This is a genomic window from Peribacillus sp. FSL M8-0224 (assembly GCF_038003055.1).
In the GTDB taxonomy this organism is placed as follows: domain Bacteria; phylum Bacillota; class Bacilli; order Bacillales; family DSM-1321; genus Peribacillus; species Peribacillus frigoritolerans.
Map to the genome: position 1 here is coordinate 3,000,683 of NZ_JBBOOJ010000001.1, position 17,871 is coordinate 3,018,553.

The following is a 17,871-nucleotide window of genomic DNA, read 5'->3' on the forward strand; positions in this document are numbered from 1 at the left end:
ATAATTGTATATATTATAAATTTTGTCTTTCGCTATTCATCATTTCCCTTTTTTATAGAAATTAAACTTATTATATTGCTGAAAATCGCTTAACCACAGGGTTTTTTCAAGATTATACTAAAAAACAGCAGGTTAATTCAAATATTAGCGTTCATAAATGATATTTTTCTTGCGATCCTGCCATTTCTTTCATGTAAAAAGACCAATCCATAAATGGAGTTGGTCCAGCCTTAAACGTTTTCTATAAGATGATGGCAATCAAACCGCCACTGCCCTCATTAATAATCCTCTCAAGTGTTTCTTTCAATTTATAGCGTGCATTGTCTGGCATCATCGCTAATTTCACCTGTATGCCTTCCCTTACGTAGGAACTTAGGCTTCTTCCAAAAATATCGGAGTTCCAAATGGAGAGTGGATTGTCTTCGAAATCCTGCATCAGATACCGTACCAATTCCTCACTTTGCTTTTCCGTACCGATGATTGGCGAGAATTCGGATTCGACATCGACCTTGATCATATGGATGGAAGGAGCTACGGCTTTTAGCCTGACACCGAACCTGGCTCCCTGGCGGATGATTTCCGGTTCATCAAGACTCATATCGTTAAGGGATGGGGCTGCGACACCATATCCAGTTTGTTTAACCATTCTCAATGCATCGGCCACCTGATCATATTCTGCTTTCGCATACGCAAAGTCCTGCATCAATGATAACAGATGATCCTTGCCCCGAATCTCCACACCGACAATTTCCTTCAGAATATCATCATAGAGTTCATCCGGAGCGTATAGGTCTATTTCTGCAACCCCCTGCCCCATCTCAATGCCTGCAAGCGCTGCACGGTCAATGAACTCGAATTCATTGAAATGACCGACTACACGATCAACATCCCTCAGGCGCTTAATGTCCTTGACGGTCTCTTTAACCGCTTCCTGGTAACTTTCCCTTAACCAATGATCCTCGCGCAGAACCATTACCCAGCTCGGGAGATTAACATTTACCTCAAGAACAGGAAATTCGTACAAGGCCTCGCGCAGTACGCTGTAAACATCCGATTCCCGCATTCCTTCGACACTCATGGCCAATACGGGGATATCATACTTTTCCTGCAAGGATTCCCTCAGTGCTACCGTATTCGGGTGGTGAGGCTGAACGGAATTGACAATCATGATAAATGGCTTGCCAACCTCCTTCAATTCTTCGACGACCCTTTCCTCGGCCTCTAAATAATCACTTCGAGGGATTTCTCCTATCGAACCATCCGTCGTAACGACCACGCCTAATGTGGAATGATCCTGAATTACTTTGCGAGTGCCGATCTCGGCAGCTTCATTGAACGGAATCGGCTCTTCATACCAAGGCGTGTGAATCATGCGGGGACCATTTTCATCTTCATACCCTTTTGCCCCGGGTATTGTATAACCGACACAATCGACTAAACGGATGTTCACGTCGAGACCTTCAGCTACTTGAATCGATGCTGCCTGGTTCGGTACGAATTTGGGTTCCGTCGTCATGATCGTCTTTCCGGCAGCACTTTGAGGCAATTCATCCTGTGCCCTGGCACGGTCCGCCTCAGACGGTATATTCGGAATGACGACTAGCTCCATGAATTTTTTAATAAATGTGGATTTTCCAGTCCTGACGGCACCGACCACCCCCAAGTATATATCGCCACCGGTCCGTTCAGCTATATCTTTAAAAATATCTACCTTTTCCAAGGTATCCCCTCCCGAATTAGAGTTTTGGGATTTCGTTTATCCATTTGCATTTATTTAGGACAATATATATCTATGATGTTGTCCTAAAAATTTATTCCATTTATTTCCCTGGTTCAATCCCTTCCTCCACCAGAAATTTTTATATAAGGGTTGTTATTTTAAAAGTAAGATGAAATAAAGATAAAAGAAATAACCCTTCCCCTACAATATATTTTGCAGAAGAAGGGTTATGCCTATTTTGTAAGAAATATTGGAGTATTTGTTTTTTCATCAATTGTATAAGGTAACGAATAGGCAGGGACGAAATCCGAACTCTGCACCAGCAGTTCCCGGATATCTTCACCTTGCTTGATTTTCCCCTCATGCTTCTTCAATGCCTCAAGTAAATCCGGGGTATAATCAACAAAAATGCTGCCTTGACCATCGACTACAAGGTATAAATCTTTTTGTGAAAATGGACTCGTGACCGTCGGAGCTTCCTTCAGGCCCATCTTTTCATAATCAAGCGTGAAGACATTATCGGATAACCTTTCCTTAAACGGCGGGTATCCGTTGCTTTGCTGATAGGCAGTCAATCTCAAGGAAACATCCTGAATCTTCTGCGCCATTCTGACATCCAACAGCTTTACAGTCGGGTCTTTTTCAACATTAACGAGGATGTATTGAAAGACACCCCCTGATTCAAAGGCATTGTCCGGCGGTTCAGCCATATACCTCGGCGAAATCTTAGAAAATTTTATGACATATTTTTGATAAATCGGTGTCCCTGCATCTTTAGTAACTATCGGCAGTATGCCGCCTTCATCTTTCTGAAATTGATCCACTGCACTTTGGACGGATTGTAATTGCTCTTTATAAGGCAGTTGGTTTTGCATTTTTTGCTTCTCCGGATATAAGCAGCCAGCTAATGATACAGAGATGCATAATAAACATAATATTTTGAAAAAATTTCTCATCATTTCTCCTCACCTATCAAGTGGTTGGCCCGCTAAGTACAACGATAAGGATGATCAAGCCGGCCAGAATCATAAGTATGTATGCGATAATTGCTGTCAAGACTCTCCAAAAACCTTTTAATTTATAGCGGCTTAAGTAGATTAGAAATATAGAGATAACCATAAAGCCCATAGCTATAAAGGATATCCACATTTTTTGCAGGGCAGGTGTCATATCTTCATCACTCCTTTTTCCAGAAATTATTATAACATACCAAATTACGTTAAAGGAATTAAATCCTTGTCCAATCTGTGTAATTCCTTACTCGTTCTCGTGAAAAAAAATTTCTGAGATCCAGTTATATAAAGAGAAATATGTAATTATTCCCTCCTCCAAGCAACAAAAAACAACGCAAAGACTGTTTCGATTTATAAACAAACTCGATAATAATTGAGTTTGCCGACCGTTTTTTAAGGTGTTTAAAATTTGACCGTTGATTGGAATGTTGGGCACTCGCTTTCCACGGAAGGTCCGCCCTCGACGCTATTAGCGCCTGTGGGGGTCTCCCTTGGCCCCGCTTTCCCGCAGGAGTCCCGTAAGTTCCGTTCCAATCAACTTTGTGTTAACAGGAAGATAAGCTCCTTATTTAAGGATGAAAGCTCGAGGTGATGAGGATACCATTGATCAGCTTGAAATGTTTACTTTAGACAACCTGGTGCAGTGAACTATTTGACTAGTAAAATGGAGGCTGCCATTGATGTAAAGAAGATGGCCACCTGGACTTGACGAAGGGTGGAAATGGTCGAAATAATGACCTTGGAGAGTTCATCAATCTCTAAAACTGCTACAAATTCAAAAAGGTTTCGGAACGATACCATTCCGAAACCTTTTTATCTACAGTCTGAATCAGCCCAAAGGCTGTTTTTCTGCTTTTTTTAATTAAGATTGAAGCGTCGGCAAGACTTCTTTAAACGCTTTAATGACTGTATCGACTTCATCCAGCTTAATAGTCAATGACGGCTCGATCCTGATTGTTTTGGAATTAATAAGCGTACCTGCCACCAAGATGCCTTTATCAAAAAGGGCTTTTGAGAATTCATAACCCACTTCATCTTTATGGAATTCAATACCGATCATTAAACCTTGGCCGCGGATTTCCAGCACCTTATCTTTGTGCTCAGCAGCCACTTCCCTTAACCCATTTAAGAAGTATTCTCCAACTTCTGCAGCACGCTGCGGTAAGTTTTCTTCCAAAAGTACGTCGATCGTAGCAATTGCCGCAGCACAAGCTAGTGGATTTCCACCAAATGTCGTAGTATGCATGAATGGATTGTCGAACCAGCTTTTAAATACTTTCTCATTGGCTACAACAGCGCCTGCTGGCATTACTCCGCCACCAAATGCTTTCGCTAAACAAATAATGTCCGGAACAACATCATATAGCTCAGAAGCGAACATTTTACCTGTCCGTCCCATTCCTGTTTGCACTTCATCCAAGATCAATAACGCATCATATTCGTCACATAATGCACGAACCTGCTTTAAATAATCTTGCGGAGGCAGAATGACCCCTCCTTCACCTTGAATAGGCTCCAACAGCACAGCAGCAACATCTTCACCGACCAATGCACAACTTTCAAACGTTTTTCTCATCATATCCACATCACCGAATGGTACATGGCGCACACCTGGTACCAACGGGATGAACGGTTTTCTGAACATGCCCTTTGCCGTTGCCGATAGGGAACCAAGGCTTTTCCCATGAAATGATTTTGTCGTGGAAATGATCGTGTATTTGTCACTGTACATTTTAGCCAGCTTAAGTGCAGCCTCCACGCTCTCGGTACCGCTGTTCGTAAAGAATGAGTATTTTAGATCTCCCGGTGTGATTTCAGCAAGGATCTTGGCAAGCATTGCACGTAATGGATCAAGCAAGTCCTGGCTATGAAGGGCTTGTCTTTGCAATTGATCGGTTACGGCCTTTACTACTTTAGGGTTACGATGGCCAACATTATAAATACCAAAGCCACCTAAACAATCAATATATTTTTTTCCATTTACATCTGTAAAACAGGAATCTTGATCAGACCACTCCACCGAAGCGAATTGAGTATCTTTAGTGACCGTCTTCCGATATTCCAAAAATCCAGGGTTTACATGGTTACGGAAATTCTCGACCGTTTCTCTTGTTACCCACTGTGCATCTTCTTTTGAAATTTCTTTTTGCTCGATTAATTGAAGCACCTTTTTAATATAATCTTGAGTTGCTGATTGGTTAGCTTGAGTGTTTTTACTTTCTACGTTAATTGACATTTTATAATCTCCTTTTTTTATAGCTTTAGTTGATGGGTTAATTAAGTTTGCTTTTTTTATGAAACTTTGATGCTTACCTCCCTTTTTTCTTATACTTACTAATCAAGCAAGAACCATGCCAAGTTAATTAACCAATAAAAACGCATTTTTTTAAAAAAATCACTCTAAAACTATGCAAATATGCATATCGTTATTTCACTTTGCATAATCGAGTTTGGGAAATCATTGAAAAGCTTCGAAAATGCCTTCATAAAAATAAAAGCCGTTGACAAGTGATTTTCATCACTCGGCAACGGCTTTTAATCAAAATGCATCATTTTCGATTTTCTTACTTTGTTCAGCTAACACTTTTTGATACTTCCTGCTCACTGACGATTGACTTATCCCGAGCGCTTTAGCCGCTTTGGTCGTGGTTTTATACTGTTTCATGGCAAGCATGATCAATTGTTCTTCCACATGATCCTGTGCTTCCTGCAGCGGAAGGATTCTCGTAATGATGGGTTTCGTTTGTTTAAAGTCACTGCCCACAGGTATGAACCTTTGAATGAAGTCAGCATCGATCATCTCTTCATCTGCAGAAACAACCAATCTTTCAATCATGTTCTGCAACTCACGAATGTTTCCCGGCCAAGTATAGACTTCCAGTATATTTAATGCATCGGGGGAAAAGTGATAATTCCGCTGATACCTTTCATTCAGTTTTTGCAGGAAATGAAAGGCTAGCGGCGGTATATCCTCCGGCCTTTCCCTTAATGGGGGCACATGTATGGGTATGACGTTCAATCGATAGAATAAATCTTCTCGGAACGTGCCCATCTCGACCATTTTTTCCAGACTCTTATTCGTGGCCGCAACAATTTGAACATCAATGGAAATGGGTGTAGTGCTGCCAATCGGTATCACTTCCTGTTCCTGGAGTACCCGCAGCAGCTTGACTTGCAGATGTATGGGCATGTCACCCACTTCATCCAGGAATAAAACACCCTTATTGGCCTGCTGAAAGTATCCTACCTTCCCGTTTTTATCCGCTCCTGTAAAGGAACCCTTCGTATAACCAAACAATTCACTTTCGAGAAGGTTTTCCGGAATCGCCCCGCAATTTATCTTCAGGAAAGGTTGTTTAGATCGCCTGCCCATTTTATGAATGGCTTCAGCTATCACTTCTTTACCTACTCCCGACTCCCCATTGATTAATACAGTAGATGAAAAATGGGCGATTTTCTTGACTTGGCTGATTATCTGCTCCATTTTAGGACTTGCAAAAACCAACTCTTTATAAAATTGATCCTGTTTTTTGAATGAGTCCAGTTCTTTCCTCATTTCATTTAATTCCGATTTCAATTTTGTCGTTTCCGTTATATCCCTTGATGCAATGACTATTCGATCTATTTCCCCTTTTTCATTGAACACAGGGGTGCCGACGGAAAGGACTTTCTTATTCATTTTCGTATCTTGGACAATCGATACTTTCTTTTTTTGTTCAAGGACTAACCGGGTTACCGAAGGATTAAAAATCCCTTCATCCTCTAATTGCAAGAGATTCTTCCCGATATAATCTTTTAAGTCCTTCCCCCAGAATCCCGAGATGATGCTGTCACTATAGCGCAGCAGCTCTCCTTTTTGATTGACTACAAGTATTTCATCATAGATATTCGCTAAAATGGCATTCAAGTCTTTATTCGAGCTTTTTATCAATTCTATTTCCATGGCCATTTCCTCAACCATCGGTAAATCCTGAACGATGATGATCAGGCCTTCGACTTCTTTTTCATGGTTCAGAATCGGGCTATAGTCGACAAGCACACTCATGACATCAGTAATCTCCAACTGATTCAGAATACTGCTCCCGCTGGCAAACACGCTATGTATATGCTGCTTATTGAAGATGTTCGCAGCAGGTTCATTAAGGACTTGTTCAGAAGGTTTTTTTATCATCTTCAAGCCTGATTCATTGAAGTTCACGATATTCTTTTCTTTATCAGCCACAAATATCCCCATAGGAATGGAGGTTAATATAACATTTAGCAGGTCTAAATTTTGTTTGCTGTCCTGCTTGAATAATTCAGCTAATACATCTTCCCTTTTTACATAACCGGTTAGCATGCCATCATCCGTTTTTATCAGCACGATAGGTTCACCGATAATTTGAAACAGATGCGGCAAGGAAATGTTAGGGTGCAATTTACAGACATTATCAATCGAAAAAGCATACTGTAAAAGCTGATCGACTGTCGTTATTTTTTCATTTAACGGGAGGTCATCCATACGGATATACGCAAACACTTGATTTTCCTTCATAAGAAAGAAGAAAGGTTCCTGTATCTCATGAATATTTTGGTCTGAAAATGTAGGCTGATCAATTGTTATAGTTATGAATGGTCTAATTTTATCATCCGGAATAGATAACACAGTTTCACTCTCCTTTTGTAACCTAACCTATATTTTATCACAATTCCGAATTGCAAGATAAAAAATAAGAAGCACCATTACTCATATCCAGCATTTACCTTTACTTGTTCCACGACAAAAGGGTCCTTTAACGGACCCTTTTGACCTAAAAACCTGATATGCAGCTTAGACTTATTTTATAAAGGACCGTCCACCTTATCTTATACATTCCAATCATGTTTGACTTTTGCTTATTCCTGTTTGTTATGATTCGTGGATGGCCGTCCCCTGCTAAGGCTTTTTATACAGATAGGACAGCTCTCGCCATACCGTCATTACGGCTCCATACCTGTTTGCAACACTATAAGGTACCAAGGGTAAAATGTAGCTTCCAATGCTTCTGCCCCCGTCACTTTTCCTTATTCATTCCCCTACGTAATTTTCCAGAAAGATAAATACCATCAAAAGGCAAGGCGACGAACGTTAGTACCGCATTTGCATTCGCACCCATTTTCCTAACCATGACACAGAAACCGTCACAATAATCAGTAAATTCAATGCTTATGGAAAGGTCAGTAAAGAAGGAAATTTATTAAAAGCAATATAATTGAAATGAATAATTAATCCATCAGTATCGATTAGCCTACAAAAACAGGCATATGCATGAATGGACTTTGCATATGAACCTTTACCGATTCCTGCCGAAGGAATGACTTTTCCAACATTACATAACTGTACACCATGAAAAGCATCACCATGAAAGCTCCCGGGAACCAAACTAAGCGACATATTCTTGCTCTAAGCGCTGAATACATGTTGCTAACGGCATGAACGGGATAGAACAACAAGCAACATTACTGACCTCTTCATTTCTCATCAGCCATATAACACCCTCCTTCGTGTAATGAAACAGTAGATTAAATTCACTGTGCTTTTTCAAAATGAAATAGCGGAGGGGATTCCGTAAACCATTTGGTCCGATACAGAAGATAACCAATCCCAATTACCGCCCAGACTATTCCTAAAATCAAGGAACTCATCTCGAGATTAAGCCAAAGGATGAAGACTGAAGCCGCGCCTAAAACCGGGGACAGAATAGTTGAAAGAAAACCTCTAATCGTTCTGAAGCTTTTGTTTCTTATCGAATGGACGATTACGCAAATATTCACGAAGGTAAAAGCGATTAATGCCCCAAAGTTTATGAGGGAAGTGGCCGTAACCAAATCAAGGAATAAGGCAACCAGTGATATCGACCCGACAAAAATGACATTAAAAAATGGCGTGTTGTACTTGGGGTGGACAAACCCAAATAGTTTTTTCGGGATCATTTGGTCACGCCCCATGACATATAGCAACCTAGAAACACTAGCGTGAGATGCAAGACCGGAGGCAAGGGTACCGCATAAGGTTCCTGCAAGAAAGAATGCCTGAAATAACTTCCCGCCCACGAAAAGGGCAATTTCCGGAGAAGCTGCTTCAGGATCGCTAAAACGGGAAACATCCGGGAAAAATAACTGTGTAAAAAATGATGCTGTCACGAATAAAACCCCTCCGATCAGGGCAGTCAAAAAGATGGCCCGGGGGACCGTTTTGGATGGATTCGGTGTTTCTTCCGATAAAGTAGTGACTGCGTCAAACCCCAAAAAAGAAAAACAAAGGATTGTAGCACCAGTTATGAGCGTCGAGACTTCCATATGGGGCCCGATGAATGGCTGAACCGACAAGACCTCTCCAGTCCCTTCTCCACCCATGACTCCTTTAACGACAAGTACGCCAAAAATGACGATGACCAACATTTGAAAAAAAACAAGGAAGCTATTAAAGTTGGCCGCAAAATTAACATTGAATAAGTTAATGACTGTCATTAAAAGGACAAATGCCACCACCCAAATCCACGGGTATACTTCCGGAAAAAGAGCAGTTAAGTATATTTTTGTCAAAATGCCGTTCACCATCGGTAAAAATAAATAGTCAAGTAACGAAGACCACCCGACAAGGAAGCCTAAATGCGGACTGATCGTTTTTTGTGTGTACGTATAGGATGAACCTGCCTGCGGATATATTTTAACCATTTTTCCATAACTGGCTGCTGTAAACAACATTGCCAAAAGAGCAATGATATAAGCGGTCGGCACATGCCCCCCGGTTTTTTCGGAAACTATCCCGAATGTATCAAAAACAACCATCGGCGTCATATATCCAACACCGAGCAATACGATATGCCACAAGTTTAAAGACCTTTTCAGATTACCTGTTTGCATGTATCATTCCCCTTCCTTTTTAAGCGAGAAAATAGTAACAAACTTTTCTCGCCTCCCCTTAAAATTTTTTGGTCATATTACACTTCGCAATTTTCATACCAAAAAAAAAGGGTCGATTTTTAACAAAAAACAAGGAAATATGTAGAATGATTTATGCAAATTTGAATAATCTATTCAATTATTCATAAACAGAAGATTTTTTGCCCATAAAAAAAAGCAGAAGATATTTAGATATCTTCTGCTCATTTGACTAAATCCCCCGTGCCGAGGTCAAATTACTAGTTTACTTTCGTTGCATTGTATGCTGATACACGGCAAGGCGCATCATCAAATGCCTAATTTAATGAAATTCTTTTATGAAAATCAACAGATTGGGGATTAATCCTGCTGCCTGCTATCCAATATGTTAAAAAGTTCTTCCATCTCATTCGTTTTTGAACGATTCATCAAAAGGTCAACTGCCTTTTTCACTTCTTCCCCATTGAATAAAACATCGTACAGGGCTTCGGTGATCGGCATATTCACTTCGTACTTTTGGGCTAGTTGATAGGCGGCTTTAGTGGTTCTGACACCTTCAACGACCATCCCCATGTTTTCCAAAACTTCTTCAAGCTTTTGCCCTTTACCAAGCATATTCCCAGCTCTCCAATTACGGGAATGAACGCTTGTACAAGTGACGATCAAGTCGCCAATCCCAGCTAAACCTGAAAACGTTAGTGGGTTAGCCCCCATAGCCACCCCTAGACGGGATATTTCAGCCAACCCTCGAGTCATTAATGCAGCCTTGGCATTATCCCCATAGCCTAAACCATCCGTGATGCCGGCAGCCAAAGCAATGATGTTCTTTAAAGCCCCTCCGATTTCAACACCAATCAAGTCCGGATTCGTATATACACGGAAATTATTATTGATAAAGATGTCCTGAACCCTTTCGGCAGCTTTCATATTCTTTGAGGAAACGGCAACTGTTGTCGGGTGACGTAAACTGACTTCTTCTGCATGGCTCGGTCCTGAAAGAACCACTATATCCTTAAGCCATTCTGACGAAGAGACTTCTTCAATCATTTCCGATATACGAAGCAGGGAATCAGGTTCAATTCCCTTACTCACATGAACGATTGTCAATGGTTTATCATGAGCCTCTTCAATCTGACCAAGCACTTCCCGGTAGGCTTTTGTCGGAACAGCCAAGATTATTATTTCAATCCCTGCCAATGCTTCCTTAATGGAAGAATAACCTTTAATCCCCAAAGGCAAATCAATCCCAGGCAAGTATTTTTCATTCGTATGATTTTGATTGATTTCATTGATTTGATTCTGATTATGTCCCCATAATCTTACTTCATGCTGGTTATCAGCGATTACAAGCGCTAAAGCAGTCCCCCAGCTCCCAGCTCCAATCACTGCGATACTTTCTTTTTCTTTTACCACGGTATAACCACCTTTACTATTTTCTCTGGCGTCCAAAAATTCGTATTGGTGTTCCTTCAAAACCAAAGGCATCCCTAATTCGATTTTCTAAAAATCTCTCATATGAGAAATGCAATAACTCCGGATCGTTAACGAATACGACGAAAGTTGGCGGCTTGATGGCTACCTGTGTCGTATAGTAAATTTTCAAACGGTTTCCATTATGAGTCGGTGTCGGATTCATTGCCACGGCATCCATTACCACTTCATTCAATACATTTGTCTGAACCCGGATAGCATGATTCTCACTAGCCTGATCAATGACCGGTATTAAGGTATGTGTCCGTTTTTTCGTTAAGGCAGAAAGATAAATGATTGGCGCATAATCCAAGAACAGGAAATGAGCCCGGATCTTTTCTTCAAAATCCTTCATCGTTTTTTCATCTTTCTCGATGGCATCCCACTTATTGACGACGATGATGACCGCCCTACCCGCTTCATGGGCATATCCTGCAATTTTCTTATCCTGCTCACGAATTCCTTCTTCGGCGTTCAGGACTACAAGAACAACGTCTGAACGTTCAATTGCCCTTAATGCACGAAGTACGCTATATTTTTCCGTACTTTCATACACCTTGCCTTTTTTCCGCATCCCTGCTGTATCAATAATGACATACTCTTTGCCATTGTACTTATACGGAGAGTCAATCGCGTCACGAGTCGTACCTTCAATATCACTGACAATGACGCGTTCTTCACCTAACAATGCATTGACCAGAGAAGATTTACCTACGTTCGGTCTTCCAATCAAACTGAATTTAATGACATCATCAGCATAATCCGGGCCGTCGAATTTAGGGAAATGTTTAGCCGCTTCATCCAGAAGGTCACCAAGACCAAGTCCATGAGACCCGGAAATCGGGAATGGATCGCCAAAACCTAACGCATAGAAATCATAAATTTGATCTTTCATTTCTGGGTTATCGACTTTATTTACCGCAAGGACAACCGGCTTTCTTGACTTATAGAGTATCTTTGCGACCTCTTCATCAGCTGCCGTTACACCTTCACGACCATTCGTCATAAAAATAATCACATCAGCTTCGTCAATGGCAATTTCAGCCTGCTGGCGAATTTGTTCTAGGAACGGCTCGTCACCGATATCAATTCCACCTGTATCAATAATGTTGAAATCATGTGTCAACCATTCACCCGAACTATAAATCCTGTCCCGGGTCACTCCAGGAACGTCTTCGACAATCGAAACCCGTTCTCCAACTATTCTATTAAAGATTGTCGATTTTCCCACGTTCGGACGACCGACTATCGCAATTACCGGTTTTGGCATTGCTATTCACCCTTTCTGCTACTATATCTCTGTCAAAGTCACGAAATTCATGAATGCATTTATTACGGTTGCTTTGCATTATTGATTTTCATAATTTCCTTTTAAAGGAAAAGGTTGTATTCATCATCATTTAAAGGAATCTTTCATCAGTAAGAATAATCCCAACTGATGTTCAGTTAAACTCATCAGGTATTCACGGACGGTTTGTCCACTTGACGCCCCGGTTCCTTAGGTGACATGAAGCTGAACCCTCTGCATGCTAAAACATGATTCTAAACAGCCCCAAAAAATGAAGAAAGCTTCGGCATACGGCTTCCTTTTTAATTGTTTAGAGCATTTTACGATTTATCTACAGACCTCTAACTATCCTATAGTAACAAATTTCTCGCCAATCAACAATGATTGTATGAATAAAAGCCTTCCAATTCCAATTGGTTCCATTTATATTTCTGCCTTTTGATAAAACAGCTAATACCCCATTTTAATTTTCTCCATACTCATTGATTAAAATTCTCTTTTCCTTGTTTTGATAAAAATCTCGAATGGGAAATTGTATAAATGTATTGGCCAACCAGTTCCAACATTCTCCACAGTATGTTTGCTCCCAATACCAGCACGGCATTATCATGCCATGCGTAAGCAAGGGCCACATAAGGTAAAGAGTGGTAAGCAAGTAATCCGGAATATATGATATCTCCCAGCAGCATCCCAATTAAAAGGACGAACAATCGATGTTTCCAATTTTTAAAAAGTAATAATATAAGATAATTCAGGAAAATACACAAAAGATAAGAGGGTTTCATTATGAGCCATATCGGATCAAGTAAAGAAAAAAGTTGAAAACTCGCATAAGCGAGAGTGATAATAAGACTTCCGCTGATCAGTTCCATCATCTTGATGATTGATTTCTTCCTAATATACACACACAGAATAAAGAAAAGATACGGTCCGCTCAAATGCACGGAAACCAACGGAGCCTCCAGTTTATAGCCCGCTAATACCATTACGGCTAATAGATGAAAAAGAAAATCAAAACGAAAGGGAACCGTTTTCGGAATAAAATACATGACAATGACCCAAACTATCCATGAAATCCAATAAAATATAATTCCATCCATGCAGCGTCCCCCCTTTAAGGAACATTATGGCTTGTTTATTCAAAGTATAAACGTTAAGCACGGCATTTAATGAGGAAACCTTCCCCCTATCATGTAAAAAGGAGGTGTGAACATGGGAAAAGATCGACAAGAGAAGAAATTGAGAGAAAGTAAACGGGTGGAGTCCGACAGGGACCAATCACTGGGTCATAAAGGGGCAACAAGTATGGAAAGCCCTGAAAAGGCACGAAAAAGGAATAGTTAAGTCTATCCATGAACAAAAAGGAAGCATCTCCATTCGTTTCAATGAGATGCTTCCTTTTTGTGGTCATTCATTTAGCATATGCCGAACAATCAATGCCTCTTTGAGATAACCAATGATAGGTATTTCCTTTGATGACCAATTTCGATTTTCTTAGCTCTGAGATATTACCGCATCCGAGTGCAGTCATGATGACCTTTAAATCTTCATGTATGTAATGTATTTCTTTAATCAATTGTTCCAAGCCCAACTCTTTATATAGCTTGAGGAAATGTCCGGCCAATCCGACACCTCTTGCTCCTAGCGCCAGGCTTTTTGTAATTTCCAAAGGGCTTTGAATGCCACCCGACCCTATGACTGAAAGCTGTGGTGAAACATTTACCGCTTCGACAATCGACGCGGCTGTCGGGATGCCCCATTCATTAAAGTATCCGAGTATTTTTGCACGTCTTTCATTCTCGATTTTAGCAAAATTCGTTCCGCCAAACCCGCCTACATCAATGATTGAAACACCTACGGAATGTAATTGCTGCACCGTCTCCATACTCATCCCAAATCCAACTTCTTTTACGATGACAGGGATTCCGATCGTTTTATTGATTTTTTCTATTCTCGAAAGGGTACCCGCAAAATCCCTGTCCCCTTCAGGCATCGTCAATTCTTGGATGACGTTAATATGTATTTGAAGGGCATCGGCCCCGATCATTTCGCTTGCCCGCTTAGCCTGTTCGACTGTTGCTTCACCACCGAGATTACCAATCAACACACCATCAGGATTTTCCTTCCTTACAACTTTGAAAGAAGCTTGCTGGCTAGGATCCTTGATGGCTGCCATTTGCGATCCTACCGCCATGGCGATTCCCGTTTCCCTTGCAGCAATGGCTAGGTCACCATTCAATTTTTCCGTTTCAGGGCCTCCGCCTCCGGTCATGGCATTTATAAAAATTGGCGAACTTAATTCAAGTTCGCCAACTTCTGCTGTGAGGTTCACATTATTCAAGGAAATACCTGGTAAGCTTTGGTGAATAAACGAAATATCTTCTAGTCCGGTTTGATGCTGCTGTCCTGTCTTAAGCGCAAATTCTATATGATCTAATTTTCGTTGTTTTCTCTCCAAGGCCATCACCATTATTATCTTATTTTAGTTTTTTCAATTGATCACCGATCATTTCACCTAGCTGAAAACCCTTCGATTCTTCAGGCATCTCATAATCTGATGTGTTGTAATTGGATTGAGGTTCTTCAAGTTCCTTGATGCTCAATGATAAACGCTGATCCGTTTCATTGACTTCGAGCACTTTCACTTCGACAGACTGGCCTTCTTTAAGTACTTCTTGCGGTGTGGCAATATGCTTGTGTGAAATTTGTGATATATGGACAAGCCCTTCTACGCCTGGAAAAATTTCCACGAATGCACCGAAAGAAACAAGGCGTTTGACGATACCTTCCAGTGTAGAGCCTTTGGCAGCTTTTTCTGCAATTCCTGCCCAAGGTCCAGGAAGGGTATCCTTGATGGAAAGTGAAATCCTTTCATTATCACGATCGATGGATAGCACTTTCACCTGCACATTATCCCCTTCAGAAACGACATCGGATGCCTTGTCGACATGCTGATGGGAAAGCTGTGAAATGTGGACAAGGCCGTCTACGCCACCAATATCCACGAACGCACCAAAATCGGTAATCCTTTGGACCACACCCTCAAGCACTTGCCCGCTTTCAATCTTATCCAAGACATTTGCTTTTTGCTTTTCCTTTTGGTCCTGGACCACAGCCCGATGTGAGAGGATTAAGCGATTTTTGTCTTTCTCAAGCTCAACGATCTTGAATGTTAAAGTTTTGTTTTTGTAATCAGAAAAGTCTTCAACGAAATAGTCTTCTACTAGAGAAGCTGGAACAAAACCACGTACGCCTAGATCTACGACAAGCCCGCCTTTGACGACATCTTTAACTTCAGCCTCAAATACGTCTCCATTTTCAAATTTCAATTCCAGGTCATCCCATGCCTTAAGAGCGTCAATTTTACGTTTTGATAGAATGAGAGCTTCTTCTTCGACTTTAATGACTTCCAGCTCCAATGCATCACCTTCCGAAACGGCATCTGACGCCTTTTCGACATGCAGGCTTGAAAGCTCACTGATAGGTATGATTCCATCAGTTTTGCTGTTTTCCACATCGACAATGACCTGTTTTTCTTCTACCTTTGAAACGGTTGCTTTAACTTGATCCCCAACTTTGTAATCGTTCACTTCTACTTGGTTCATATCTTCTGTCATTACTAACTCCTCCTTAACCCATGACTGATCAGCAAATTTCCTCTTCATCGGCCACATATTTTATTTAAAGTGGTTCAATAAAAACACTTTCCTAATAAAGATAAAAACAGTTTTTTTTAGAGTAATAAAGTTATATTCCTTTTCATCGGCAATAAGGAACAATACCCTTATTTTATAAATTCTAACAAAATCAGAAAATTGTCAAGTATGAAGGACTATTTATGCTCGGAAATCAATTTCCCAATATGCTCCATGATGATCCTGGTGGCTTCATCGGCTGATATTTTCTGTTCACGATATTCGGTAAAATTTATTGGAGGACCGTAAACGACCTTCAATGGACGTAAAAATTTATATGGGCCGATGATTGCACACGGTATGATAACGGCATCAGACCGCAACGCGAAAAATCCGGCACCCGCCAAACCTTCTCCCAATTCACCGGTCTTGCTTCTGGTTCCCTCGGGAAAAAGACCAATCGCCTTGCCCTCCTTCAAAAGCTTTAAGCCTTTTCTAAGGGATTCCCGATCGCTATTGCCGCGTTTCACGGGAAATGCATTTACTCTTGGTAATATACCCTTTAAAACAGGTGCATGAAACAACTCTTCTTTCGCCATGAAATGAATATCCCTTGGAGACGTCATGCCAACTACGGGCGGATCCAAATTATCAATGTGATTGGCACAGATCAATACCCCGCCCTCTTTAGGGATATGTTCCTTTCCGAGTGCTTTAACCCTAAACGAAGGCGTTAAAACGCCTTTTACGATGTTTTTGGCAAATGTGTAAAAATCCAATGTCATCTTTTCCTCTCTTCTATTAAAGACATGATGCTTTCTGCGACTTCCTGAATCGATAATGAGGTCGTATCGATTTCGATAGCATCCGCTGCCTTTTTCAGTGGCGAAACCTCGCGTTCGGAATCCAGCTTGTCCCTTGTTGCGATTTCTTCCCTTAATTTTTCGATATCTGATGGAAAACCTTTCAATATATTTTCCTGATGCCTCCGCTGTGCCCTTTCATCCACAGAAGCGATTAGAAATACCTTTACTTCGGCGTTTGGTAACACATGCGTACCGATGTCCCTGCCATCCATGACGACACCGCCATTTTCACCAAGGATTTGCTGCCTGCGAACCAATTCCTCCCGGATGCTCCGGTGCTTGGCCACTTCCGAAACGGAACCAGTCACTTCATTGTTCCTGATTTGGGCTGTCACGTCCTCGTTATCCAAGAACACCAACTGCCCATTTTCACTTGGTCTTAATTCGATTTCCGTATTGATGAGAACTTCTGATAATGCTTGTTCATCATCAAGAAGAATCTTTTGATTAAGGGCCTTATAGGTAATGGCCCTATACATTGCCCCTGTATCCACATATATGTAATTGAACTTTTCTGCAACAATTTTAGCAACCGTGCTTTTTCCAGCAGCAGCTGGTCCATCGATTGCGACTGATAATTTTTTTTTCATAAATCCTCCCAAGAATCCTACAATCATGCTGATTATTTAGTACCTTTTCATTTTATCACAACTAGCGGGAAAATCATTAATAAAAGGGATGTCTACGTTTAAAATCACCTTTGTTCTTTTTTGATCCCTACAGCCATCATAAGTTATCCTTTTATTGAAAATCTTCTTACAAAAAAAAGCGGATCACCGCTTTTACTTATGGGTTCCATTGAATGTTTCAATGATTTTCGTATAATTATTGCTGTTGACACCTTCATACCTCGAGAGCTTGGTCAAATCAAAGATTTGGTCCTCCCTGCTCAAAAGGAATTGGAAAAAAAATAAGCAGGCCAATTGGATGATGATCACTTTAATTAATAGTCTTTCAAATGTTTTCATATAAGCCG

16 protein-coding genes are annotated in these 17,871 nt (G+C 40.9%); 1 reads left to right on the top strand and 15 read right to left on the bottom strand.

What is annotated here, in order from left to right; genetic code table 11:
- Positions 1-241 precede the first annotated feature (241 nt).
- The 10 genes from spoIVA to MKX49_RS14350 form a co-directional block, all read right to left on the bottom strand.
- Positions 242-1,720: a stage IV sporulation protein A gene (gene spoIVA, locus MKX49_RS14305; protein ID WP_034308024.1), complete on the bottom strand. Its 1,479-nt coding sequence runs from the start codon at positions 1,718-1,720 to the stop codon at positions 242-244.
- Between the two features lie 233 nt (positions 1,721-1,953).
- Positions 1,954-2,679, bottom strand: a complete 726-nt coding sequence (locus MKX49_RS14310) for a hypothetical protein (RefSeq protein WP_251540827.1) — start codon at positions 2,677-2,679, stop codon at positions 1,954-1,956.
- A 13-nt stretch (positions 2,680-2,692) separates the two neighbouring features.
- Complete coding sequence (locus MKX49_RS14315; RefSeq protein WP_048681698.1) at positions 2,693-2,890, bottom strand: DUF2768 domain-containing protein; 198 nt, start codon at positions 2,888-2,890, stop codon at positions 2,693-2,695.
- A gap of 491 nt (positions 2,891-3,381) precedes the next feature.
- The gene (locus MKX49_RS14320; RefSeq protein ID WP_323597745.1) at positions 3,382-3,534 is read right to left on the bottom strand and encodes a hypothetical protein; all 153 of its coding nucleotides are present in this window, start codon (positions 3,532-3,534) and stop codon (positions 3,382-3,384) included.
- A 61-nt stretch (positions 3,535-3,595) separates the two neighbouring features.
- On the bottom strand, positions 3,596-4,969 hold the full coding sequence (locus MKX49_RS14325) for a putrescine aminotransferase (RefSeq protein ID WP_048681701.1): 1,374 nt from the start codon (positions 4,967-4,969) through the stop codon (positions 3,596-3,598).
- Between the two features lie 303 nt (positions 4,970-5,272).
- A complete protein-coding gene (locus MKX49_RS14330) occupies positions 5,273-7,378 on the bottom strand; it encodes a sigma 54-interacting transcriptional regulator (RefSeq protein WP_323597746.1) in 2,106 nt (701 codons plus the stop codon).
- Between the two features lie 902 nt (positions 7,379-8,280).
- Positions 8,281-9,618 carry an APC family permease gene (locus tag MKX49_RS14335; RefSeq protein ID WP_202186201.1) on the bottom strand — a complete coding sequence of 446 codons (1,338 nt, stop codon included), beginning with the start codon at positions 9,616-9,618 and terminating at the stop codon, positions 8,281-8,283.
- 378 nt (positions 9,619-9,996) lie between these two features.
- Positions 9,997-11,049: an NAD(P)H-dependent glycerol-3-phosphate dehydrogenase gene (locus tag MKX49_RS14340; RefSeq protein ID WP_323597748.1), complete on the bottom strand. Its 1,053-nt coding sequence runs from the start codon at positions 11,047-11,049 to the stop codon at positions 9,997-9,999.
- A gap of 16 nt (positions 11,050-11,065) precedes the next feature.
- Positions 11,066-12,376 (bottom strand): ribosome biogenesis GTPase Der, encoded by a 1,311-nt coding sequence (gene der / locus MKX49_RS14345; RefSeq protein ID WP_034308039.1) that lies wholly within the window; start codon positions 12,374-12,376, stop codon positions 11,066-11,068.
- 497 nt (positions 12,377-12,873) lie between these two features.
- Positions 12,874-13,494, bottom strand: coding sequence for a YphA family membrane protein (locus tag MKX49_RS14350; RefSeq protein WP_251540832.1), 621 nt, complete (start codon positions 13,492-13,494; stop codon positions 12,874-12,876).
- A gap of 112 nt (positions 13,495-13,606) precedes the next feature.
- On the opposite strand from MKX49_RS14350, the gene MKX49_RS14355 reads away from it, so the two are divergent.
- The gene (locus MKX49_RS14355) at positions 13,607-13,738 is read left to right on the top strand and encodes a YpzI family protein (RefSeq protein ID WP_340876844.1); all 132 of its coding nucleotides are present in this window, start codon (positions 13,607-13,609) and stop codon (positions 13,736-13,738) included.
- A 67-nt stretch (positions 13,739-13,805) separates the two neighbouring features.
- On the opposite strand, the gene fni is transcribed toward MKX49_RS14355, so the two are convergent.
- The 5 genes from fni to MKX49_RS14380 form a co-directional block, all read right to left on the bottom strand.
- Positions 13,806-14,852, bottom strand: coding sequence for a type 2 isopentenyl-diphosphate Delta-isomerase (fni, locus tag MKX49_RS14360; RefSeq protein WP_251540834.1), 1,047 nt, complete (start codon positions 14,850-14,852; stop codon positions 13,806-13,808).
- A gap of 19 nt (positions 14,853-14,871) precedes the next feature.
- The gene (gene rpsA / locus MKX49_RS14365) at positions 14,872-16,011 is read right to left on the bottom strand and encodes a 30S ribosomal protein S1 (protein ID WP_340876845.1); all 1,140 of its coding nucleotides are present in this window, start codon (positions 16,009-16,011) and stop codon (positions 14,872-14,874) included.
- 215 nt (positions 16,012-16,226) lie between these two features.
- Positions 16,227-16,814, bottom strand: coding sequence for a lysophospholipid acyltransferase family protein (locus MKX49_RS14370; protein WP_340876846.1), 588 nt, complete (start codon positions 16,812-16,814; stop codon positions 16,227-16,229).
- A complete protein-coding gene (cmk, locus tag MKX49_RS14375) occupies positions 16,811-17,485 on the bottom strand; it encodes a (d)CMP kinase (RefSeq protein WP_048681724.1) in 675 nt (224 codons plus the stop codon). Before cmk ends, MKX49_RS14370 begins: the two co-directional genes overlap by 4 nt.
- 192 nt (positions 17,486-17,677) lie before the next feature.
- Entirely contained in the window at positions 17,678-17,863 is a 186-nt protein-coding gene (locus MKX49_RS14380) for a YpfB family protein (RefSeq protein WP_340876848.1), read from the bottom strand.
- Between the last annotated feature and the right edge of the window lie 8 nt (positions 17,864-17,871).